Consider the following 21,676-nt stretch of genomic DNA (forward strand, 5'->3'; position numbering starts at 1 on the left):
ATCAGCTGAGCGAACCTGTGCGAGCCGTAAGGTCTGACACGGGTTCTGCCCACCGTGGTGGGGCAGCATGAGCGTGGAGATGGAATCCCGCGCCGAGTGCTGCTCCGCGTGGCCGGTGGCCGGTGGTGGGTGTGCTGATCGTGGTCACGCCCTGGTGCCGGTGGGCTGCGCGGGGCAGCCGCTGCCGGTCCGTTGGTGCGTGTCCCTCCGGACGCTGGCCGGCGCGGCCCGAGGGCCGTACCGGGGAGGGAACCTCACGTCGCCTGGGCATGGGGTGGTTGGTTCGCGGCCGGGTGGGGCCGGTCTTCGACCGGTCCGTCCGGCTGGTCTTCGGGGTGGCCGTGATGACGGCCTTGGCCTCCATCGTGTCCACCACTGAGCGGATCACCATGGTGCCGCTCGCGCGGTCCGCGACGGTCTTGGTCTGGTGGGCGAGGCCGCGTGCGGCGATCCGTCGCCAGGCGCCTTGGTCGCGGTCGCCCTGCCAGCCGCAGTCGGGGCTGGGGCGGATGGCCCATTTCCAGCCCGGCACGGTGGGCCGGTCGGGGGCCTTGCGGTGCCTGAGCGGTGTGAGGCAGTGCGGGCAGTGCTTCGAGGTGTTCCTCGGCGGCACCGTCACGACCGCGATGCCGACCTCGCCTGCCAGGTGCCGTGTACGGTCGGCGACCTGACCGCGCACGGTCTGGGACATGCGCGCGTTCTGGGTGCGGCCCATGCCCCCGGCTTCCATCGACCGAAGGTCTTCCAGATAGATGACCGTGGCCCCGGCCGCAGCGGCCTGATCGACTGTCCAGCGCGCAGCAGCCCATGCCAACGCGTCGTTGAGGTTGGACCGGCGTTCCGACACGCGCCGGATCTCCTCTGCCAGCACAGCGTTCTTGGCGTCCAGGGCGGGATCGGCGAGCCGCATGTAGTGGCCGGTTCTGCTGTGGAGATGTTCGCTGATGCGGCGCAGCCGGTACTGCTTGGCCAGCACCCCGGCGGCCCGGAACGGGGCGCCGGAGCCGAGGGCGGTGATACGTCCGTCATCGTGGAGTCGGGTCGCGCCCGCGCTGAGGAGGGTGTTCAGTCCCCAGTCCACGCCGAGCGCGACCGTGTGCCCGGTGCGCCGGGTCTTGGGGACGGGATGGGTGTAGGCGAGGTCGGCGCGTACTCGGCCGCCCGCGACGCGCAGCGTCGGCAGGTGGACCACCGCGTTCGCCGGAACCGTGGGCGGGAGCGCGATCGGGCACTCCACACGTCCAGTCCGCGTACTTCTGCGGGTCGGGCCGGGTGGGGAGTTGCAGCCGCAGGAGGGCTTTCGTCGGCTCGGTCGCGGAGCGCTCGATGGTGGCCTGCTGCCTGTCGCACGCGGCGAGCAGCAGCATGCGTGGCACACGCGGTATGGGCTCCAACTCGAACACGTCGGCCGCCAGACGCCCGTGCTCACGCTCGAAGGCGGTGATCTGGCGGGTGCGGGAACGGATGATGCCGGACGGCAGGTATTCACCGCCCGGCACCGCGGCCCGCACTTGCTCCCACTCCTGGGGGGTGCGCTTCTTCGGGTCGGCAGGCCACGCGGCCAGCACACCGCCCACCACGGCGGCCCGCCACTTCACCGAACGCACAACGCGCCCGGCCTGCTCCTGGGCCATGCGGACGATCCGGGCGTTGACCTTCACGCCCTCGTCGGGTGCGGTGGTCCAGCCGAGGCGCCGCAGCGCCATCCACGCATTCGACGGCAGCTTCCTGCCGCCCGCGTCCTGCCCGGCTGCGAGGACCTCGACATCGGTGGTGTTCCAGTGCTCGGCCAGCAGAGTGCCGGTCATCCCGGTCACCAGGTCCGTGCACCAGCCCACACGCTCCATCAGAGCAGCAGCGGCGAGGAGTTCGCCGGTCCTCTCGTCGACACCCGTGCGGAGGAGGGCGCGGGCGCACGCGGTGCGGGAGGTCTCACCGTCGGCGAGAGGCAGCCTCCGGCTCACGCGGCACGGTCCTGGTCGCTGCGCTGGCCGGACTCGGCCAGCAGTCGCTTACGGTTCTCCCCACTACACATCCCGTACAGGCGTCCGGCGACCGTCGTCACGAGGGAGGCGAAGTCTTCGAGGAGTTCGTCCCGGCCGCCGAGCTTCTTGGGGTGCAGCACGTCCACGGTGACGCCGTACACGGCGAACAGCCGCTTGAGCCAGCCGACACCGAAGCGGGCCAGTCGATCCTCATGCGTCACACGCACGACAGTCACGGAGCCGTCCGACACCATCGCCAACACCCGGTTCAGACCCGGCCGGTTCTCCCTCAGGCCCGAGCCACGATCCTTCACGACCTTGACGATCTCGCCCGTGGAAGTGGCCCGCAGTTCGGTCTCCTGAGCCTCCAGGGAGGACTCCTGCCCTGACGAGCCCGAGACGCGCACGTACAGCAACTCCAGGCGCGGACGGGGAGCCAAGGAGTCACTGCCGCGTTTCATGTTCTCCACGTCCACCGAGGAGAACCGGCGCTCACGGCCGACCCACGTGAACGGGATTTTTCCGTCCAGCGCCCACTGACGAAGCGTCATCGGATGTACCCCGAGACGCTTCGCAGCCTTGGACACGCGCAGCAACTCCATGCGTGGAAAGACACATGCACAACGCCAGGGACAACTGGCGAAGTCAGTGAGCCTCACCCCACCTTCTCGATCACGGCCCGGCGGATCAGGAACTTGCCGGGCTCACGGACCTGCTCGAAGGCGGCGTCGTTCAGCAGTACGCAACTGCCGGAGACCGACGTCACCTCCACCGTCGTGGACTTGCCGTTGTCCAGGTTGGTGACCTTCAGCCGCGTCCCGGCCGGGAACCGGTCGCTGGACGCGGCCGGGGCACCGGCCTCGCCGGACAGGGTGACCGTGGAGCCGGTGCAGACCTGCTGACCGGAGACCGCGCCGGTGTCCCCGGTGCCGTCCCCGGTGCCGTCTCCGGTCTCTCCGGCGGAGGCGCTCCGGGCCGGCTGCGAGGGCTGTGCCGGCTGGGGGGCCGTCGTCTGGGAGTCCTGAGCCGACTCCCCGACCACGCACCCCGACGCCTCCTGCTGCACCTCGATCTGCGCGATGACCGCCTCACGGTTGGCGATCCGGGCCGCGGACTGCGCGTCCGGGGCGGCCCGCTGGCCGTCGATGAACCGCTGGTTGTTGCCCAGGGCGGTGGCCAGCCCCTGGCAGACGGACGACTCGGCGGCCGTCCGCGGGGACTGGGCGGCGTTCGAGGTCGCCGCCATGACCAGGGCACCGCCGCCCGCCACCGTCGCGGCGCTCACCAGCAGGGCGAGCTTCTTCTTCGGGCCGAGGGTTCTCCTGCGCGACATGCGCGCCTCCTGGGAGGTAGGGGAGCGTACGCCGCTAGGTACGAGATGCCGAACGAGGTCACTCAACCGTCACAGGAGCCGGGTGAAGTGGCGCGCGTCACACGACCGTCGGTCCCGCTCGCCTCCGGGTCAGCCCTGATAGGGACAGCCCTAACGGGACAGGGCGTCCCGTACGGCGTCCTCCGTGCGGGCCACGACCGCCGTGCCGTCGTCGGCCGTGATGATCGGTCGCTGGATGAGCTTCGGATGCTCGGCGAGGGCCGTGATCCAGCGCCCGCGCGCGTCGGCGTCCCGCGGCCACTCCTTCAGGCCCAGTTCCTTGGCCGCCGCCTCCTGGGTGCGCGTGATGTCCCACGGCTCCAGCCCCAGCCGGTCGAGCACGTCCCTGATCTCGTCCTCGCTCGGCACGTCCTCCAGGTAGCGGCGGACGGTGTAGTCGGCACCCTCGGCGTCGAGCAGGCCGATCGCGCTGCGGCACTTGGAACAGGCGGGGTTGATCCAGATCTCCATGCCCCTCACCGTATCCGGCCGTCTCCGCGGTGCCCGGAAACCCGTTCTCCCCGTGCGTCACTGCGACCCCGAAAACCCTTGTGGCCAGGGGCTTTTGTCAGTGGTGGGCAGTAGAATTGAAGCAGTGTTCGAGGGTTCCGCCGGAGGTTCCGGGCCGGAGCCCTGACCGCGACAGGAGGATGCCCGTGCCCGCTGCCGCACTCCGGCAGAAGCCGCTGCCGACCCAGTCCACCGCGAAGCGTCCCGTCCAACTCGACCTGCCGTACGTGCCCGTGGAGAAGCGGCCGCTGCCGGCCGGCCGCCCGCGTGAGTGGTACGTCACGCACAACCGCCGCCTCAAGGCCATGCGCCTGGCCATCGCCCTCCTCGACTCGGGCGTCTACCTGCCGGGCCAGGCCCGCAACGAGAAGATCCGCAGCACGGCCCGGCTGATCGGCGTCCACCCGCCGTCGGACTCGACGTGCCACATGGTGCGCGCGCTGATGCGGTACTCGAAGTGAGCGGGGCGCCGGGTGCCGTGCCCGCGCACGGCACCCGGCGCCTGCCGCACCACAGGACCCGGCCCGCCGACTCCCCTCTCCGGCGGCGTACGGAACCGGGCCTGCGCCGCCTTGCCCAACCGGTGTTCCGAGCCCGGCAGTCCGGGGCGCGTGAACTGCGCTCGTGCGCTCGGGCCGACAGCGCGTCCCGCACGGCCTCCGTCATCTCCGGCGGGATCACCGCGCCCGTGCCGAACCCAGCCGTTTGGGTCATCTCCCCCTTCACGCAAGGCACTTACACCGCCCGGGCCGCCTGCGCCGCCTTGATCGCCTCGCGCAGGTGCTCCTCCTCGGCCTGGCTGAGCGAGGTCTGCACCAACTGTCCGCCGAACGGCGCGATCTGCGGGATCACCTTGTCCCCGGCCGCGTGCTTGACCAGGACGAACAGGGCGGCGGCGCCCGGCCGCAGGTTCTGGCTGAGGTCCCGCATGAAGGAGTCGTTGATGCCGGTGTCGGTGAACGAGCCCCCGGCCGCACCGGCGGCCGCCCCCACCGCCGCGCCCAGCAGCGGCGCCAGGAAGAGCAGCCCGATCACCCCGCCCCACACGGCACCGCCCGCGGCGCCGACCGCCGCGTGGTTCACCGCCTGGTGCAGCTTGATCTTCCCGTCGTCGCGCCGCTCGACGACGACCGCGTCCTCCAGTTCGACCAGATGCTGCTTGGACAGCTCGAACAGCTTGTCGCGCACCTTGCCGGCGGTGGCGAGGTCGTCGTAGGCGAAGACGAAGAGATTGCTCATCCAGCACACCCCTTATGCCTGTATGGAGACGATATGCATCGCTTCGGCCGACTCTAGGTCCGGGGAAAAGAAGATGCACCTCGAGTGACCGCCTCCCTACGCTGGGAACACCACCCCACCCCGCGAATCCCACCCGATACAGCCGTGTCCCGCCCAGGAAGGAGGCACCCCATGGGCACCGTCGTCCTCTCCGGGACCGCCGTCCTGGTGGTCCTGGGTTTCGGCAACCACCTCTACTGGCTCGCCGCGGTCGCCGTGCTCTGCCTGTACGTGCGCTACGGCCGCGTCCCCACGTCGGCGCCCGCGCCCGGCCCCGCCGCGAGCCCCGCACCGACCACCTACAAGGCCTACCGCGCCCGCCGCGACCAGCAGGCCAAGTGGGAGCGCCGCTACCGCCGCGAACGGCCCCTGGAGTCCCGTCGCCAGGAGCGCGAGCGCGGAAAGTGACCAGGCCGGCCCCCGGTTCTCATGCACCGGGGGCCGGCCCGTACGTAAACCGGCGGGAGCGCCGTGCCTTCGAGGCCCGTCCCGCGGTGCGGCCAGAGCCTGCCCCGCGTCTACGGTGTGATCCGAACGGCAGGCCCTAGTACGGCGCCCGCAGCTGCGCGTACCCCAGCAGCAGGATCACCGCGGCCACGCACCCCAGAACGACCGCCGTCGACAGCCACGACGACCGCCGGGGCGCCACCGGATCGGGACCGGCCCGGAAGGGCTGCGGCCGCGGCGGGTTCTCCCTCCACCGCGCGGCCAGCATCCGCGCCCGCGCCGAGGGCTCCTTGTGCTCGGCGTCGTCCGCCCATCTGAGGTCGAACTCCCGCTCCCCGTCGTCCTGTTCGGCCATCCCCGTCTCTCCCCGTCATCTCTGTCGAACGCCAGTGCCGGAAACGATACGACGATGTCGTGTCAGTGGCGCCACGGGCCGTGCTGCTGACTGTCCGCCGAGGCAGCCGACAGCAGATGGCCGTCGTCCTCGTGACCTCGGCTACTGTTCGGGTCGTCCGTGCGGGGGCTCCAGGTCATCGGTGCTCGCTGGGTGGCCCCGGGAGCCGGACCCGAGACCACCGTTCCATTCCTGCCGCAACCGACGCCAGGCGCGGATGACCGGCGGCAGGCGCGACAGCACCTCGCCGACTTGCGTCAGCAGGAGCGAAACGGCTCCGAAGAACGCCAGAATGAACAGGAGGACGCCGTCCCAGGACATCAGTGATCCCCCGTTTCCGGACGCCGGACCGTCGTACGACTCCCGGCGAGGGGGCCCAGGTGAGGACCGCTCGTCGGGAGCACCCTGTCAAGCCACTTCGAGGGAGAGCCAAGGCCTTCCAGAATGGTCCGAGCGTCGGAGCCGTACACGGCATCCCCATGACGGAAGCGCAGTTGCAGGCCGCCGAGGTGTCGTTCGCGGTGTGTCAGGTGGTAGGTGCACTGGCGGAGATAGAACCTCTCGTCGCGGTCCCTCGGTTCGTTGCAGGAGCAGTGATGGCGATCGATGCGGAGGGCGAGTCCCCAGACAGGGTCCATGAGCGCTTCGAGGAAGTCGTCGTGCCCCAGCGGGACACCGAGAACCGTGTCCAGCTCGAAAATCCACTCGTCTCCGGTGATCCATGAGCGGGTGGAGTACGCGGAGCTCGATGTGTGGAAAAGCGCGATGCGGCGCAGCAGCGCTGATCCCAGCCGGTCGAGCTCCCGTTCGGCCTTCCAACTCGCCGCGTAGCCGCGTATGTCGGCTTCTTCGTGTTCCGTCAGTGAGGGGCTGCGCCACAGCGGTGGGAACCCTGCTTCCTGATCGTGATGCCACCGTTCGTCGAGCAACGCGTCCCAGTGTGTGCCGGGGATGCCCCTCAGGACGACGCGGCACGTCTTCCCGCTCAGGGTGAGGTGGAGGTCCGCACCTTCGATGCCGGCCACCCGGAGACCGATGACACCGATCACTTGAACACCCGGCTCCGCGCTGGGAAGCAGTTTGTCCAGCACATGGGCGCTACGGGGGTACGGCGTCCCCCGGCTGAACCTGGTGTGACCGTCGAGCTGGACCAGCACCGATCCGGCCGCCGGACGCACATGAGCGATACCGAGGGGGTGGGACCACCACTGCCCACCCGTGCCCAGTTTGGCGAAGACCTCGGCCTCCAGGTGCGCCTGAGCGCCGGTGGCACCCGGGAGAGGGCGACGGTTGTCACCACAGTGCATCGCGTTCCGTGACACCTGGAAAGGCTCGCCTGTGTACCGCTGTCGCGTACGTGCCAGCCTGGTGAGACGTCCACCCGAGGTCATCGCAGGTCCATCCCCGAATGCCGCCGCCCCTCAGCACTCGACAACTGATCTGCGCGCCCATGACCAGGACGCCGACGGACAGTGTTATCCAGAGACAGGTGGGGCTATGGCTCCTTCATCCGCGAGCAACTCTGCGACGGGGCGGCGCAGAGTTGGGATCGGCCGCCTGGCGGCCGATCCAGAGTTTGCCCGAGGGAGGGACCCGTGCACAAGGCAGGGCGTCGGACATCCGGGGCAGACCGGCCCAGGCGGTCTCAGCGGCCTCGGAGAAGACCTACAGGACAGCGGATGGCTCGTGCTGCGCAGGGAGCCGGATTCAGCGACGGCAGACGAGAAGTCATGACCTCGTACCGGGCGTGGGCGGACCAGCAGGACGTGCCGTTCGAAGCGACGATCGAGCGAGCCCGCTCGCTCATCATCGATCACATCGACCGGCATGGAAGGATGCCACGAGAGATGTCCAGGTCCAGCAGGGCCAGGTTCGGCTGCCGGTCCTCGTGGAGCCGCTCGACGAACGTGCCATTGGCGCAGCCCACGTCGACCAGGCGCCCGTGCACACCGCTGAGCTGCTCGGCCACGATGCCCGGCAGGTCGTAACGGGGCGATTGCCGGGAAGGCCGGTCACGTCGGTCCTCGCTTCCGGTCTCGGCCCTTGGCGCCCCGGCTGCCGTCACCCACCCGGCCCATCAGGAGACCAAGAAGGCTGCCGCCGCACGGGGCCTTGGACAAGCGACGAGGGCCGCTACCCCGATCACGGGTAGCGGCCCTCGCAGCGTTTTTCTTAGACGTCGAAGTACAGCTCGAACTCGTGCGGGTGCGGGCGCAGCTGCAGCGGAGCGATCTCGTTGGTGCGCTTGAAGTCGATCCACGTCTCGATCAGGTCCGGCGTGAAGACGTCGCCCTGGAGGAGGAACTCGTGGTCGCGCTCGAGCGAGTCGAGGACGGCCGGGAGGGAGGTCGGGACCTGCGCGACGTTCGCGTGCTCCTCGGGTGCGAGCTCGTAGAGGTCCTTGTCGATCGGCTCGGCCGGCTCGATCTTGTTCTTGATGCCGTCGAGGCCCGCGAGCAGCAGGGCCGAGAAGGCCAGGTACGGGTTGCCGGAGGAGTCGGGCGCGCGGAACTCGACGCGCTTGGCCTTCGGGTTCGAACCCGTGATCGGGATGCGCATGGCCGCGGAGCGGTTGCGCTGCGAGTACACCAGGTTGATCGGGGCCTCGAAGCCCGGGACCAGGCGGTGGTAGGAGTTCACCGTCGGGTTGGTGAAGGCCAGCAGCGACGGGGCGTGCTTGAGGATGCCGCCGATGTAGTAGCGGGCCATGTCCGACAGGCCCGCGTAGCCGGCCTCGTCGTAGAACAGCGGGGAGCCGTTGCTCCACAGCGACTGGTGGACGTGCATGCCCGAGCCGTTGTCACCGAAGATCGGCTTCGGCATGAAGGTCGCGGTCTTGCCGTTGCGCCAGGCGACGTTCTTCACGATGTACTTGAAGAGCTGGAGGTCGTCGGCCGCGGCGAGCAGCGTGTTGAACTTGTAGTTGATCTCGGCCTGGCCGGCGGTGCCCACCTCGTGGTGCTGGCGCTCGACCTGGAGGCCCGACTTGGCCAGCTCCAGGGAGATCTCGGCGCGCAGGTCGGCGAAGTGGTCGACCGGCGGGACCGGGAAGTAGCCGCCCTTGTAGCGGACCTTGTAACCGCGGTTGTCCTCCAGCGCACCGGTGTTCCAGGCGCCGGCCTCGGAGTCGATGTGGTAGAAGGACTCGTTCTCCGAGGTCTTGAAGCGCACGCTGTCGAACACGTAGAACTCGGCCTCGGGACCGAAGTACGCGGTGTCGGCGATCCCGGTCGACGCCAGGTACGCCTCCGCCTTCTTCGCCACGTTGCGCGGGTCACGGGAGTACTGCTCGCCCGTGATCGGGTCGTGGATGAAGAAGTTGATGTTGAGGGTCTTGTCGCGGCGGAAGGGGTCCACCCGAGCGGTCGACAGGTCGGCGCGCAGGGCCATGTCGGACTCGTGAATGGCCTGGAAGCCACGGATCGACGATCCGTCGAAGGCGAGCTCCTCGTCCGGGTCGAACGCCTCGACGGGCAGCGAGAAGTGCTGCATGACGCCCGGCAGGTCGCAGAACCGGACGTCGATGAACTTGACGTCCTCGTCCGCGATGAACTTCTTGGCCTCGTCGGCGTTCTGGAACATCCAGCTCCTCCTACTCCCGGCCGGCGGGCCGGGGTGGTAGTTCGTTCGTGCGGCCAGTGCGGTGGCACACGCTGTCGTCGACCCTAGGGACGGGTGATTTCTCGTGCGTGACCCATTTGTTTCGCAGAAGTTAACCGGCCCGGCTTCCACGGTAGCTCGGTCACACGGTCCCGTACCCCTCCGTCCGCCGGGCATATGGGTGCGCAGTACCGTGGACGGGTGGACAACAGGCAAGCAATCGGATCGTGGCTCTCCGGCCCGCGCGCGGCCATGGAGGAAGCCGGTGCCGACTTCGGATACCGGGGCGAGCAGCTGGGTCTGCCGGAGGAGGGGCCGGGCTCGATCGCCCGTCCGGGCCGGCGCCTCGGCGCCCTTGCGGTGGACTGGGGCCTGTGCCTCTTGATCGCATACGGTTTGATCACGGACGGCTACGGCCCCGCCACCGGCAATTGGGCCCTGCTGATCTTCCTCGTGATGAGTGTGCTCACGGTGGGAACGCTCGGTTTCACTCCGGGCAAGCGCCTGTTCCGGCTGCGTGTGGTCGCCCTGGACACCGGCACCGTCCACCCCGTCCGCTCCGCCCTGCGCACGGTCCTGCTCTGCCTCGCCGTCCCCGCGCTGATCTGGGACCGCGACGGCCGCGGCCTCCACGACCGGCTGGCCCGCACGGTCGAGGTGCGCATCTAGGGCGACGTACCACGGGGGGTATGGCGTACGACGAAGGGGGCGCCCGGAGTGATCCGGGCGCCCCCTTCGGGTGTCGCGGGGTTCAGCGGGCCTTCGGCCCGCCCTTCGGCAGGCGCATGCCCTTGGGCATGGGCCCCTTCGGCAGCGGCATGTTGCTCATCAGGTCGCCCATGGCGCGCAGCCGGTCGTTGGTGGTGGTCACCTGCGGGCCGGTCAGGACGCGCGGCAGCTTCAGCATGGTGGTCCGCAGCTTCTTCAGCTCCACCTGGCCCTCGCCGGTGCCGACGATCAGGTCGTGCACCGGGACGTCCGCCACGATGCGGTTCATCTTCTTCTTCTCGGCCGCCAGCAGGCTCTTCACCCGGTTCGGGTTGCCCTCGGCGACCAGGACGATGCCGGCCTTGCCGACGGCCCGGTGCACCACGTCCTGGCTGCGGTTCATCGCCACCGCCGGGGTCGTCGTCCAGCCCCGGCCGACGTTGTCCAGCACGGCCGCCGCAGCGCCCGGCTGGCCCTCCATCTGGCCGAAGGCGGCCCGCTCGGCCCGGCGGCCGAACACGATCGCCGTCGCGAGGAAGCCGAGCAGGAGGCCCAGGATGCCCAGATAGATGGGGTGGCCGATCAAGAAACCGATCGCGAGGAAGACACCGAAGGTGACGATTCCGACAGCCGCGAGTACAAGACCGATCTTCTTGTCGGCCTTGCGGGTCATCTTGTAGGTCAGGGCGATCTGCTTCAGTCGCCCGGGGTTCGCGGCGTCCGCCGCGGTGTCCTTCCTCGCCATGTCACGCAGTCTACGTGTCCCCGGGAGGACCCACGACGGCAGTGCCCGGCAGCGAGGGGCCGGGGCGGGTCAGGAACGGGCGGAGCCGACGCTGACGGCTTCGAGGACGCGCTGCGCCTCGACCCGGTCCTTGGCGCGGCGGCGGTCCTCCAGGACGGAGTTCCAGGCGTTGCGCCGGGCGGTGCGCTGGCCGCCGCTCATGAGCAGGGACTCGACGGCGCGCAGGGCGTCGGTGAAGGAAGGGATCGCGGTGGCGCGAACGGGCGCGGCCTGCATGATGGGGCCCCCTCGGGCGGCATGGGTCACGGGTGCACGTGGTGTGATACCAACGTCACTGATTGGTGTTACCAGGGCGTGACCGACCGGTCAAACACCCATGAAGCCTCGGTGTGAGGGGCCGAAATGCTGATGCGGCCCCGACGGGCGCCCTCATCAGGGAGGACGGTCGGGACCGCATCGTCTCGGACTCTACTGGCGAGTAGCCGCTTGTGCGCGAATTCACACGAGCCCCGTCGCCGGTGCGGGGCGCGGTGGGTGACGGTGTCAGACGGCCTGGGCGGCGATGAAGGAGCCGCGCTTCTCGACGGCCATCTGGTACAGGCGCCCGGCGCGGTAGGAGGACCGTACCAGCGGGCCGGACATCACGCCCGAGAAGCCGATCTGCTCGGCTTCCTCCTTCAGCTCGACGAACTCCTGCGGCTTCACCCAGCGCTCCACGGGGTGGTGCCGGACGCTCGGGCGCAGGTACTGGGTGATGGTGACGAGCTCGCAGCCGGCGTCGTGCAGCTGCCGCAGCGCCTCACTGACCTCCTCGCGGGTCTCGCCCATGCCGAGGATCAGGTTCGACTTGGTGACCAGACCGACGTCGCGCGCCTCGGTGATGACCTTGAGCGAGCGCTCGTAGCGGAAACCGGGGCGGATCCGCTTGAAGATCCGCGGGACGGTCTCGACGTTGTGCGCGAACACCTCGGGCCGGGAGGAGAAGACCTCCGCCAGCTGCTCCGGGACGGCGTTGAAGTCGGGGGCCAGCAGCTCCACCTTCGTGCGCCCGCCCTCGCGCTCCGCCGTCTGCCGGTGGATCTGCCGCACCGTCTCGGCGTACAGCCAGGCGCCGCCGTCCTCCAGGTCGTCCCGCGCCACGCCGGTGATGGTGGCGTAGTTCAGGTCCATGGTGACGACCGACTCGCCGACGCGCCGCGGCTCGTCCCGGTCGAGCGCCTCGGGCTTGCCGGTGTCGATCTGGCAGAAGTCGCAGCGCCGGGTGCACTGGTCACCGCCGATGAGGAAGGTGGCCTCGCGGTCCTCCCAGCACTCGTAGATGTTGGGACAGCCGGCTTCCTGGCATACGGTGTGCAGCCCCTCGCTCTTCACGAGGTTCTGCATCTTCGTGTACTCGGGACCCATTTTCGCCCGGGTCTTGATCCACTCGGGCTTGCGCTCGATGGGGGTCTGGCTGTTCCGGACCTCCAGGCGCAGCATCTTGCGTCCGTCGGGTGCGACTGCGGACACATCGGCTCCCTGTAGCTTCGATTCTTCGGCGTCCCCCAGGGTACGCCCGTACGTTTTCGGTCCCCGCGGTGGGCAACCCGCCGGGCCGGGGGAGCATTCCCCCGGCCCCGGCGTGACGGGGAAGACATGCCCGGCTAGGCGGAGGCCCGTTCCACCTCCCGCGGCTTCAGGTCCGCGTTCCCCAGGACGTCGGCGAGGTGGCGTTCGACGACCGGCAGGACCTCCTCGATGGTCACGTCCCGGCCGAGCTCGCCGGCGAGCGAGGCGACCCCCGCGTCCCGGATGCCGCACGGGATGATCCGGTCGAACCACTTGTTGTCGGGGTTCACGTTCAGCGCGAAGCCGTGCATCGTGACACCCTTGGCCACCCGGATGCCGATCGCGGCGATCTTGCGGTCCTCGCGGCGCTGGCCGGCGTTGGAGGGGGCGTACTCCGGGCCGTTCAGGCGCGGGTCGAACTCCTCGTCGGTGAGCCGGGGGTCGAAGTCCAGCGAGAGACCGCCGAACGACGGCCGCCGCTCCACCGGGTCGCCGAGCACCCACACCCCGCTGCGGCCCTCGACCCGGGTGGTCTCCAGGCCGAACTCCGCGCAGGTGCGGATGAGCGCCTCCTCCAGGCGCCGCACGTGCGCCACCACGTCCACCGGGCGCGGGAGCTTCTGGATGGGGTAGCCCACGAGCTGGCCCGGACCGTGCCAGGTGATCTTGCCGCCGCGGTCCACGTCGATCACCGGCGTGCCGTCCAGGGGGCGCTCGTCGTCGGCGGTGCGCCGGCCGGCCGTGTAGACCGGCGGGTGCTCCAGCAGCAGCACGGTGTCGGGCACCTCGTCGGCGAAGCGTGCCGCGTGCACCCGGCGCTGCTCGTCCCACGCCTCCTGGTACTCGACCGCGTCCGCTCCGAATCCCCAGCGGACGAACCGCACCTCACTCACGGCAAGCGCCTCCCTCGGCAACGGGTGTATCGGGCACGCAGCGCGCCCCCGCCACTGTACGTCCGGCCCCGCGCGTCAGCTTGGGAGTCGATCCTCACACGATCGGATGAATGAATGTCGAGATATGCAATCACGCGCTTACGCTCCGCTACATTCGCGCCGTTCACGAGGCCATTAGGGCTGCTCACAGGCAATCCAGGCACTTCAGGGGCCTGGAAGGCAGGAGACCGCACCGCAGATGACGGAACGACCCGCGCAGCGCACTCCCAACCGCCAGCTCGCCGCGCTCATCGCAGAAGCGGGCTTCTCCAACGCGGGTCTGGCCCGGCGCGTCGATCAGCTCGGGCTCGAGCACGGGCTGGATCTCAGATACGACAAGACGTCCGTCACCCGGTGGCTCCGCGGTCAGCAGCCCCGCGGCACGACCCCCGCCCTCATCGCCGAGGTCTTCACCCGCCGCCTGGGCCGCCGCCTGACCGCGCAGGACCTCGGTCTGGACGCGTGCGCCCCCGTGTACGCGGGGCTGGAGTTCGCCGGCACCCCCGAGGAGGCGATCGACATCGTCGGCGGGCTGTGGCGCAAGGACTCCGGCAGCCATGCCGAGCTGCGCAAGATCGCCTTCACACCGGCCGGTCTCGTCGTGCCCAGCCGGGACTGGCTGATCGGCCGGGCCGACGAGAAGGTCGCCCGCGCTCCCGGGGAGCCCCCCGCCCGGGTGCCGGCGCAGGCCCGCCCGTCCGGCCAGGCCGCGCCGGCACCGGCCGGGCCGGGGTCCGGCAGGGCCGTCCCGCCCAGGCCGCCGGCCCCGTCCGGCCACGGCACCTCCGGCGTGCCCCGGCAGCGCGCCACCACCGAGCGCGGCCCCGGCCAGCGCGTCACCGGCGGCGACATCTCCGCCCTCCGCTCGGTGGGCGAACTCTTCCGCACCCTCGACGACATGTACGGCGGCGGCCACGCCCGCCAGGCCCTCGTGCGCTACCTGGAGCACGAGTGCGAGCCGATGCTGCGCGGCACCTACGGCGAGCAGGCCGGCCGCCGTCTGTTCGGCGCCGCCGCCGACCTCACCCGCCTCGCCGGCTGGACCTCCTTCGACATCGCCGCGCACGGCCTCGCCCAGCGCTACTTCGTGCAGGCGCTGCGGCTCTCCCAGGCCGCCGCGGACCGGGCGTACGGCTCCTTCGTCCTGGTCACCATGAGCCGCCAGGCCGTCTACCTCGGCCACGGCCGCGAGGCCGTGCAGCTCGCGCGCGTCGCCCAGCAGGGCGTCGGCACCAACGCCCCGCCCGTCGTCCAGGCGCTGCTGCACGCCGCCGAGGCCCGCGGGCACGGCGTGCTGGGCGAGGTGCGGGCCTGCACCGCCTCCCTGGTGCGGGCCGAGCGCGCGCTGGACGCGGCCAAGGCGGGGGACGAGACGCCGTTCTGGGCGCGGTTCTTCGACGAGGGGCAGCTCGCCGACGAGTTCGGGCACTGCCACCGGGACCTCCAGCAGTTCCGTGCCGCGGCGCAGCACGCGGAACGGTCCCTCCAGCTCCGTCCCGCGGCCTACGCCCGCAGCCGCCTGTTCTGCCGGGTCGTCCTCGCCTCCGCCCGCCTGGGCCTCGGCGAGCTCGACCAGGCGTGCCATCTCGCGGCGGAGGCGGCGGGGCAGGCCGCGGAGATGCGGTCGGTGCGGGCGGTGGAGTACGTCAAGGACTTCGAGCGCCGGCTGGAGCCGTACAAGGACGCGGCGCCGGTGCGGACGTACCGGGACAAGGTGGCTGCGCTGGGGTAGCCGGCGGGGGCTGTCCTCGCCCCCGCCGCCCCTTCCCGTCCCGTCCCCGGGGGCTGCCGCCCCCGGACCCCCGCTTCGGCCCTGGACGGGCCTCGTCCGCAAGCGCCGGACGGGCTGGTTCGCCGGGCCGGCCGGTGCCGACCGGCTGGAGTGGGTGTCCGGGGCGCCTCATGCCGCCGCAGGCGCTTGTTCGACCTCCGGCCGTCTCATGCCGCCCTGCGGGCCGTCGGCAAGGGGTCTGCGGCGTGCATCGGGCTTGCCGCGCCGAGGTCGGACAGGATGGCCGCCGACGCGCGGTGGGCCGAGTGGAGGGCGCCCTGCACCGTGCTGGTGTCGCGGTGGTCGCCGCAGACGTAGAGGCCCGCCAGCAGGCGTACCGGGCGGCGCAGGTCGTGCGGGGCGCGCATGGTGGGGACGGCCTCGGGGGTGTGGTGCACCGCCAGCGTCTCCCAGCGGGCGGTCGAGGTGCCGTAGAGGCGGGAGAGGTGCATGCGGACCGCGGTGTCGACGCCGGGCGGGGGTGCGCCGAGGACCGTGGAGGTGACCAGGGTGCGGCCGGCCGGGGCGCGGCTCGGGTCGACGCGGCTGGTCACCGTCGTGTGGGCGACGGGGCCGCCGCGGTCGGCGTCCAGGAGCAGCGAGGCGCCGGTCGACGGCGGCTCGTCGGTGGTGTGGTGCAGGACCGTCACCGGGTGGAAGTCGGGCACCCGCAGCCCGGGCAGCAGCTCGGCGGCGGTGCGCGCGTCGGTGGCGACCAGGACCGCGCGGCAGCGGAACGTGCCGTGCTCGGCGGTCGTCACCGAGGTCGTGGAGACCGACGTGACCCGTACCCCGGTGTGCACGGTGCCCGGCGGCAGGGTCCGCGCGAGCAGGTCCGGCAGCACCTCGGCCCCGCCCTCCGGCAGGCACAGCCGCCCGGCCGCGAAGGCGCGCAGCGCGAGGTCCGCGCACCGGCTCGAGGTGGTGAGGTCCGGGTCGCACAGCAGGGCGGCGAGCAGGGGGCGCAGGAAGCCGTCGATCGTGCGGGCGGGCAGCCCGCGGGCGGCGAGGGCCTCGGCGGCCGGTGCCTCCCGGCGGCGCAGCAGCCGTTCGGCGGGGGTGGCCGCGAGCCGGGTCAGCGCCGCACCGAGCCGGGCCTGGTCCACGGCGGTGCCCAGCGGGGCGCCCGCCCGGACGCGCGGCGGGACCACCGTCTGCCGGGGCGCGCCCGGCCGCCTGCCGGGCAGCGCGGCGACCGCGCGGGAGGCTCCGGCGCGCGACCTGGGCAGCGACCCCGGCCTGGGGGCGCTTGCGAGGGCGCGTACGGCATGGAGTGCGCCCCTTGCGCCTCCCGCGCCCGCTGGTGCGCCCGCGCGGTGGTGGCGCCCGTCGCTGTGCAGCAGCACCCCGGGGGCGAACGGGCGCAGGACGAGTGCGCTCAGCCCCGGGGTCAGCGCCAGTTCGGGATACGCCGTGGACAGCAGTTGTCCGACGCGGTCGAGCCGGAAGCCGTCGACCTTCTCGGTCGCCATGCGGCCCCCCACGCAGGGGGCGGCCTCCAGGACCACCGTCGTCACTCCTGCGCTGTTCAGCCGTTGGGCGGCGGAGAGGCCGGCGACCCCGGCTCCCACCACGACGACGTCTGCCTGGTACGCGGGCTCAAGCACGTGCCCCTCCTCGCCTCGAGGTTGCGCGGCCGGTGGAGACGTGATGCCCCCATCGGGCGTCCGGAATACCCGAGTTCGGATCGAGGGTAGGGCCGTGATCGGTCGGGAACAGTCGCGCATGGGCAGGGCACGGTCGCACAGCGGTCGCATGCGGTCCCGGTGGGGTGTCAGGCGGCCCGCAGGGCGTCCTCGATCCCGGGGAACGCAAAGGTGAACCCCGACGTCAGCAGCCGCTCGGGCACCACCCGCGCACTGCCCAGCACATCCCCGGCCATCTCGCCGAGCACCGTCCGCAGCACCGGCGCCGGCACCGGGAACAGGGTCGGCCGGTGCAGCACCCGCCCCATCGCGGCGGTGATCTCCCGGTTCGTCAGCGGCTCGGGAGCGGTCAGGTTGAACGGCCCCGACAGGTCGTCGCGGTCCAGGAGGTGCCGGACCGCCGCGACCTCGTCGTGCAGCGAGATGTACGACCAGTACTGCCGCCCGTCACCCATCCGCCCGCCCAGGCCCGCCCGGAACAGCGGGAACAGCCGCCCCCACGCCCCGCCGCCCCGCGCCACGACCAGCCCGGTCCGGGGGAACACCGTCCGTACGCCCGCCTCCCGCGCCGGAGCCGCGGCCGCCTCCCACTCCACGCACAGCTCGGGCAGGAAGCCGCTCCCGGCGGGGGCGCTCTCGTCGACGACGCGGTCGCCGGTCTCGCCGTAGATGCCGATCGCGCTGCCGTTGACGAACACCCGCGGCGGCCGGTCCAGCGCGGCGACCGCCCGCGCGAGCGCCGCCGTCCCGTGCACCCGGCTGTCGTGGATGCGCTTCTTGTACTCCTCCGTCCAGCGCCGGTCGCCCACCCCGGCGCCCGCCAGGTTCACCACGGCGTCGCACCCGGCGAGCCCGGCCGTGTCCACCCGTCCCCGCTCGGGGTCCCAGCGCACCTCGTCCGAGCCCCGGGCCGCCCGGCGCACCAGGCGCACCACCTCGTGCCCGTCGGCGGTCAGGGACCGCACCAGGGCGCTGCCGATGAGACCGGACGCGCCGGCCACCGCGATTCGCGAACGTTCCATGCCGCCATCCTGCCCGCCGACCCCGGCGGAGCCCGGCCGGGACCCGCTGCCGGGGCCGCAGGGTGCCCCCCCCGTGCGACCACTTGGCCGCCGAGTCCGGCGGCCGTGTCGTCGGCCGCGTCCGCGGCGGTGTGCCCAGCCGCTCGCCGCCCGGGGGCTCGGGTGCCGGCCCCGGACACGTGTGCGGGCCCTGGAGCACGTGTGCGGGCCCTGGGCTCGTGTGGTGGCCCCTGGGCTCGTGTGCCGGCGGCCCTGGAGTACGTGTGCTGGCGGCCCTGGAGTACGTGTGCCGGCCCCGGGGCCTCGTGTGCCGGCCCCGGGCCTCGCCGTCGCCGTCGCCGTCGCCGAAGAGGCCCGGGGCCGGGGCTCGGGCGCGCGCCCGTCCCTGTGGCCCGCGGGCGGTCACGACGTGACCGGCTCGCCCGTGTCCACCGCGGCCGTAGCCGTCGCCGCCCGCTGCGCGTCGCCGGCGACCTCGGCGGCCGTCAGCACGTACCCCGTCTCGTCGTCGGAGGTGGAACGGGCGAAGACGACGCCGTACACCCGGCCGTCGGTGGTCAGCAGCGGACCGCCGGAGTTGCCGGGGCGGACGAGGGAACGGATCGCGTGGATCTCCCGGGTGACGGTGGCGTCGTTGTAGATGTTCCGGCCGGTCGCCTCGATCCGGCCCGCGACGGTCGCCGCCCTGAGGTCGAGGTCGCCGTCCTGCGGATACCCGGCGACGACCGCGGCGTCCCCGCGGGAGGCCGTGTCGTCGAACCGCAGCACCGGCGCGCTCAGGTCCGCCACGTACAGCACGGCCACGTCCCTGTCCGGGTCGAACAGCACCACCCGCGCCGCGTAGGAGCGGCCCACGCCGCCGACCCGCACGGTCGGCTCGTCCATGCCCGCCACCACATGGGCGTTGGTCATCACCCGCTCCCGCGCGTACACGAACCCGCTGCCCTCACGGCCCTGGCCGCCCGAGACGCCCTCGACCTTCACCGTGCTCAGCCTGGCCGCGTTGCTCGCGCTCGCCGTGACACTGTCGCCGGTGGGCTCGGCGACCTGGGCCGTCGACTCGTTCTCGAACGGGTTGAAGACCTGCGGGAAACCCGCCTCGGTCAGCGCGGACGTGGCCCGCGAGAACCACCCCGGAGTGGTCTCCGGCATCACCTCCTGCACCGCTCCCAGCAGCCGCGAGTCCCTGATCGCCGACGTCACGACGGCCGACGAGGACACGCCCAGCACGCTGGCCGCCACCCACGCCACGATCAGCACCGCCACCGCGTTGGCCGCCGCGCCGCCGGCCCCGTCCGCCACCCGCAGCGGACCCCGGTCGAGCTCCCGGCGCAGCCGCAGCGCCAGCCGCCCCGCCAGTTCGTGCCCCACCGCCGCCGGGACCAGCACCGTCAGCACCGCGGTGACCGTGGCCGCCGTGGTCCCGGCCGTCACCAGGTCCATCACCCACGGCAGCGCCCACACGCCGACCACCGCGCCGCCCACGAACCCGGCCAGCGAGACACAGCCGGCCACCAGACCGCGCCGGTACCCGGAGCCGGCGTACGCCAGGGCCACCAGCACCAGCAGGATGTCGAGCACGTCCACTCGGCCGCCTTCCTCTCGTACCCTCCCGTACGTACGGGACGGCCCCGCTGATCAACTGCGCGTCGCCCGCACCCGCGCGACGGGCCGGACCCGCCCGCCCCGCGTGCCCGTACCCCGAGAACGCCGCGGCACGGGACGTCGGTTCCGCCAGGTGGCACAGCACACATCGCGGGGGGAGCGGAACCGGCCGACAGTGGGGACCATGCGTGCCATCCCACAGGTCCTCCGCCGCGCGCGGGAGACACGGGCGCGGCGCCGCCCGGTGGCGGTGCCGGGCCCCCTGCTCGTGCTCCTGGCCTGCCTGCCCGGCCTCTCCGCCGGCGCGGCCCTGGCGCTGTGCGCGCACGGGGTCGAGCGCACCGCCACGGCGGCCCTGGCCGCCCGCACCGCCCAGCCGTCCGGGAACCGCCCCGCGAACCCGCACACCGCCGCCAGGCCCCGCATCGTGCCCCGCGCGGCCTGGCTCGACGAACTCTCCCGGCGCGCACAGCCGCCCCCGCGCTACGACGACCGGGTCGTCGCCGTGTTCGTCCACCACACCGACTCGCCCAACGGCTACGACTGCGCCGACGCGCCCCGCATCATCCGCCACCTGTACGCGGGCCAGACCGGCGTCCGCGACTGGGACGACATCGGCTACAACTTCATCGTCGACCGCTGCGGCACCGTCTACGAGGGCCGGGCCGGCGGCCTCGACCGCCCCGTCACCGGCGCGCACACCCAGGGCTTCAACCACCGCACGGCCGGCGTCGCCGCGCTCGGCACCTTCACCGCGGGCATGCCGGTCCCGCAGGCGATGGTCGACGCGATCGCCGCCGTCGCCGCCTGGAAACTCGGCCTCTCCGGCGTCGACCCGCGCGCCGACGTCCACCTGACCTCCAGCAACAGCCACAGCCGGTACGCCGCCGGAGCCACCGCGGCCCTGCCCGCCCTCGCCGGGCACAAGGACGGCTTCATGACGAGCTGCCCCGGCGCGGCCCTCAGCGCCCGCCTGCCGGAGATCCGGGAGACGGCCGCCCGGCTACAGGGCAGGACGGCCCGTACGGTGCGCACGCCCCGGACGGCCCGCGCGTTCACAGGAACGCCTTAGACGGCGTTCAGACTCCTCCCATCACCGCCCCCTACCGTCGAGTACGGCACGAACCGAACCGACTGGAGGCGGGGAACATGAACAGCAGTCGCACGGACAGCAGTCGCACGGACAGCAGTCGCACGGACGGCACGCGGACGACCGCCGGGACCGTCGCGGGGGACACCGGCTGGACCCGGGCCGTCCGCAGCCCGTGGACGGTGGTCTGCGCCGTCGCCGCGGTCGTCCTGGGGCCGGCCGCGACCACCGCGTCCGCCCTGGAGCAGGCCAACAAGGCGCCGCTGCACCACACGGCCGAGGCCTCGAAGCAGCAGGCGTACATCCCGGCGGACACCACCACCCGCCGCCGCGCCGCGGCCTGAACCGGCCGGCCGGCTCCAGCCGGACTCACTCCTTGAAGCGCTCCCACAGCCGCGGGTACCGCTCCGCGAGCGCCCCCTCCTGCTCGAAGTCGACCGGCGTGCCCTCGGGCTCCGCCGGGGCGGGCGCGATCCCCAGGTCCGGGGCGACGGTGCCGGTGAGCTGCTCGTAGGCCTCGTCGGCCGCGTAGCCCAGCTCCTCGCCGTCGCCGTCGATCTCCTCGTCGAAGTCGTCCAGCAGGTCCGCGAGCGCGTCCGGATCGTGCACGGCCCCCTCGTAGACCTCCCGGCCCTGCCCGATGAGCCAGCACCGGAAGTAGTCGAAGGCGTCGTCGCTGGCCCCGTCGAGCAGCACCCAGGCGGCGCCCCACAGGTCCCAGGTGTACGCCCGGTTGTAGCGGGCCTCGAAGTGACGGGCGAAGTCCAGGACCATGTCGGGTTCCAGCCGCAGGAGCCGGTCCAGGAGCAGGTCGGCCTGCTCCTCGGGGTCACCCCCGGCGGCCTCACGCGTGGCGTCGACCAGCTCCCAGAACTCCGTCTCGTCCATCACGCGTCCCAGCATCCTGCCTGCACGGGCACCCCGCACCCCGGAATACCCACACCCACCGCACCCGGCACCGCACACCCGGTGACGCCGCCCCGGCCGACCGGCCGGCCGTCGCCCGTCCGGCGGACCGCTCCG

General features: G+C 72.2%; 24 protein-coding genes. 6 read left to right on the forward strand and 18 right to left on the reverse strand.

The window, feature by feature from the left end; genetic code table 11:
- Position 1: 1 nt before the first annotated feature.
- The 5 genes from ACZ3KJ_RS04005 to ACZ3KJ_RS04025 all read right to left on the reverse strand — a co-directional run bounded on the left by ACZ3KJ_RS04005 (position 2) and on the right by ACZ3KJ_RS04025 (position 3,828).
- The gene (locus tag ACZ3KJ_RS04005; protein ID WP_467524807.1) at positions 2-910 is read right to left on the reverse strand and encodes a zinc ribbon domain-containing protein; all 909 of its coding nucleotides are present in this window, start codon (positions 908-910) and stop codon (positions 2-4) included.
- A 115-nt stretch (positions 911-1,025) separates the two neighbouring features.
- Positions 1,026-1,808 carry a hypothetical protein gene (locus tag ACZ3KJ_RS04010; RefSeq protein WP_467524361.1) on the reverse strand — a complete coding sequence of 261 codons (783 nt, stop codon included), beginning with the start codon at positions 1,806-1,808 and terminating at the stop codon, positions 1,026-1,028.
- Between the two features lie 152 nt (positions 1,809-1,960).
- A complete protein-coding gene (locus tag ACZ3KJ_RS04015) occupies positions 1,961-2,587 on the reverse strand; it encodes an IS607 family transposase (RefSeq protein ID WP_467524362.1) in 627 nt (208 codons plus the stop codon).
- Positions 2,588-2,640: 53 nt separating this feature from the next.
- Positions 2,641-3,318 carry a hypothetical protein gene (locus ACZ3KJ_RS04020; RefSeq protein ID WP_467524363.1) on the reverse strand — a complete coding sequence of 226 codons (678 nt, stop codon included), beginning with the start codon at positions 3,316-3,318 and terminating at the stop codon, positions 2,641-2,643.
- A gap of 150 nt (positions 3,319-3,468) precedes the next feature.
- Entirely contained in the window at positions 3,469-3,828 is a 360-nt protein-coding gene (locus ACZ3KJ_RS04025) for an arsenate reductase family protein (RefSeq protein ID WP_467524365.1), read from the reverse strand.
- 185 nt (positions 3,829-4,013) lie between these two features.
- Between ACZ3KJ_RS04025 and ACZ3KJ_RS04030 the strand changes: the two genes are divergently transcribed.
- Positions 4,014-4,328 carry a hypothetical protein gene (locus ACZ3KJ_RS04030; RefSeq protein ID WP_467524366.1) on the forward strand — a complete coding sequence of 105 codons (315 nt, stop codon included), beginning with the start codon at positions 4,014-4,016 and terminating at the stop codon, positions 4,326-4,328.
- A 274-nt stretch (positions 4,329-4,602) separates the two neighbouring features.
- On the opposite strand, the gene ACZ3KJ_RS04035 is transcribed toward ACZ3KJ_RS04030, so the two are convergent.
- A complete protein-coding gene (locus ACZ3KJ_RS04035) occupies positions 4,603-5,106 on the reverse strand; it encodes a DUF1269 domain-containing protein (protein ID WP_467524368.1) in 504 nt (167 codons plus the stop codon).
- A 171-nt stretch (positions 5,107-5,277) separates the two neighbouring features.
- Between ACZ3KJ_RS04035 and ACZ3KJ_RS04040 the strand changes: the two genes are divergently transcribed.
- Positions 5,278-5,553: a hypothetical protein gene (locus tag ACZ3KJ_RS04040; RefSeq protein ID WP_467524370.1), complete on the forward strand. Its 276-nt coding sequence runs from the start codon at positions 5,278-5,280 to the stop codon at positions 5,551-5,553.
- Between the two features lie 136 nt (positions 5,554-5,689).
- Here the strand turns inward: ACZ3KJ_RS04040 and ACZ3KJ_RS04045 are convergent, their stop codons facing one another.
- The 4 genes from ACZ3KJ_RS04045 to glnA form a co-directional block, all read right to left on the reverse strand.
- Complete coding sequence (locus ACZ3KJ_RS04045; protein ID WP_467524372.1) at positions 5,690-5,947, reverse strand: SCO2583/SCO2584 N-terminal domain-containing protein; 258 nt, start codon at positions 5,945-5,947, stop codon at positions 5,690-5,692.
- A gap of 359 nt (positions 5,948-6,306) precedes the next feature.
- Complete coding sequence (locus ACZ3KJ_RS04050) at positions 6,307-7,035, reverse strand: hypothetical protein (RefSeq protein WP_467524373.1); 729 nt, start codon at positions 7,033-7,035, stop codon at positions 6,307-6,309.
- A gap of 764 nt (positions 7,036-7,799) precedes the next feature.
- Positions 7,800-7,955 (reverse strand): hypothetical protein, encoded by a 156-nt coding sequence (locus tag ACZ3KJ_RS04055; protein WP_467524375.1) that lies wholly within the window; start codon positions 7,953-7,955, stop codon positions 7,800-7,802.
- A gap of 203 nt (positions 7,956-8,158) precedes the next feature.
- Entirely contained in the window at positions 8,159-9,568 is a 1,410-nt protein-coding gene (gene glnA, locus ACZ3KJ_RS04060; protein ID WP_467524377.1) for a type I glutamate--ammonia ligase, read from the reverse strand.
- Positions 9,569-9,787: 219 nt separating this feature from the next.
- On the opposite strand from glnA, the gene ACZ3KJ_RS04065 reads away from it, so the two are divergent.
- Entirely contained in the window at positions 9,788-10,255 is a 468-nt protein-coding gene (locus tag ACZ3KJ_RS04065; RefSeq protein WP_467524378.1) for an RDD family protein, read from the forward strand.
- 82 nt (positions 10,256-10,337) lie between these two features.
- On the opposite strand, the gene ACZ3KJ_RS04070 is transcribed toward ACZ3KJ_RS04065, so the two are convergent.
- From ACZ3KJ_RS04070 to lipB, 4 genes are all read right to left on the reverse strand, one after another.
- The gene (locus tag ACZ3KJ_RS04070) at positions 10,338-11,039 is read right to left on the reverse strand and encodes a DUF4191 domain-containing protein (RefSeq protein WP_467524380.1); all 702 of its coding nucleotides are present in this window, start codon (positions 11,037-11,039) and stop codon (positions 10,338-10,340) included.
- Positions 11,040-11,108: 69 nt separating this feature from the next.
- Positions 11,109-11,315, reverse strand: coding sequence for an SCO2195 family GlnR-regulated protein (locus ACZ3KJ_RS04075; protein WP_467524382.1), 207 nt, complete (start codon positions 11,313-11,315; stop codon positions 11,109-11,111).
- Between the two features lie 267 nt (positions 11,316-11,582).
- Positions 11,583-12,548, reverse strand: coding sequence for a lipoyl synthase (lipA, locus tag ACZ3KJ_RS04080; protein WP_467524384.1), 966 nt, complete (start codon positions 12,546-12,548; stop codon positions 11,583-11,585).
- A 134-nt stretch (positions 12,549-12,682) separates the two neighbouring features.
- Positions 12,683-13,480 (reverse strand): lipoyl(octanoyl) transferase LipB, encoded by a 798-nt coding sequence (gene lipB / locus ACZ3KJ_RS04085; protein WP_467524386.1) that lies wholly within the window; start codon positions 13,478-13,480, stop codon positions 12,683-12,685.
- 238 nt (positions 13,481-13,718) lie between these two features.
- On the opposite strand from lipB, the gene ACZ3KJ_RS04090 reads away from it, so the two are divergent.
- Positions 13,719-15,251, forward strand: coding sequence for a regulator (locus tag ACZ3KJ_RS04090; protein ID WP_467524388.1), 1,533 nt, complete (start codon positions 13,719-13,721; stop codon positions 15,249-15,251).
- 206 nt (positions 15,252-15,457) lie between these two features.
- On the opposite strand, the gene ACZ3KJ_RS04095 is transcribed toward ACZ3KJ_RS04090, so the two are convergent.
- The 3 genes from ACZ3KJ_RS04095 to ACZ3KJ_RS04105 all read right to left on the reverse strand — a co-directional run bounded on the left by ACZ3KJ_RS04095 (position 15,458) and on the right by ACZ3KJ_RS04105 (position 19,545).
- Entirely contained in the window at positions 15,458-16,897 is a 1,440-nt protein-coding gene (locus ACZ3KJ_RS04095) for an NAD(P)/FAD-dependent oxidoreductase (protein WP_467524390.1), read from the reverse strand.
- 167 nt (positions 16,898-17,064) lie between these two features.
- Entirely contained in the window at positions 17,065-17,958 is an 894-nt protein-coding gene (locus ACZ3KJ_RS04100; protein WP_467524391.1) for a TIGR01777 family oxidoreductase, read from the reverse strand.
- A 402-nt stretch (positions 17,959-18,360) separates the two neighbouring features.
- A complete protein-coding gene (locus ACZ3KJ_RS04105) occupies positions 18,361-19,545 on the reverse strand; it encodes a MarP family serine protease (RefSeq protein WP_467524393.1) in 1,185 nt (394 codons plus the stop codon).
- A 286-nt stretch (positions 19,546-19,831) separates the two neighbouring features.
- On the opposite strand from ACZ3KJ_RS04105, the gene ACZ3KJ_RS04110 reads away from it, so the two are divergent.
- On the forward strand, positions 19,832-20,635 hold the full coding sequence (locus tag ACZ3KJ_RS04110) for a peptidoglycan recognition protein family protein (RefSeq protein ID WP_467524808.1): 804 nt from the start codon (positions 19,832-19,834) through the stop codon (positions 20,633-20,635).
- Positions 20,636-20,712: 77 nt separating this feature from the next.
- On the forward strand, positions 20,713-20,997 hold the full coding sequence (locus ACZ3KJ_RS04115) for a hypothetical protein (protein WP_467524395.1): 285 nt from the start codon (positions 20,713-20,715) through the stop codon (positions 20,995-20,997).
- A gap of 25 nt (positions 20,998-21,022) precedes the next feature.
- On the opposite strand, the gene ACZ3KJ_RS04120 is transcribed toward ACZ3KJ_RS04115, so the two are convergent.
- Positions 21,023-21,541 (reverse strand): DUF4240 domain-containing protein, encoded by a 519-nt coding sequence (locus ACZ3KJ_RS04120; RefSeq protein ID WP_389512842.1) that lies wholly within the window; start codon positions 21,539-21,541, stop codon positions 21,023-21,025.
- Between the last annotated feature and the right edge of the window lie 135 nt (positions 21,542-21,676).

It is taken from the genome of Streptomyces sp. NPDC003248, from assembly GCF_055563235.1.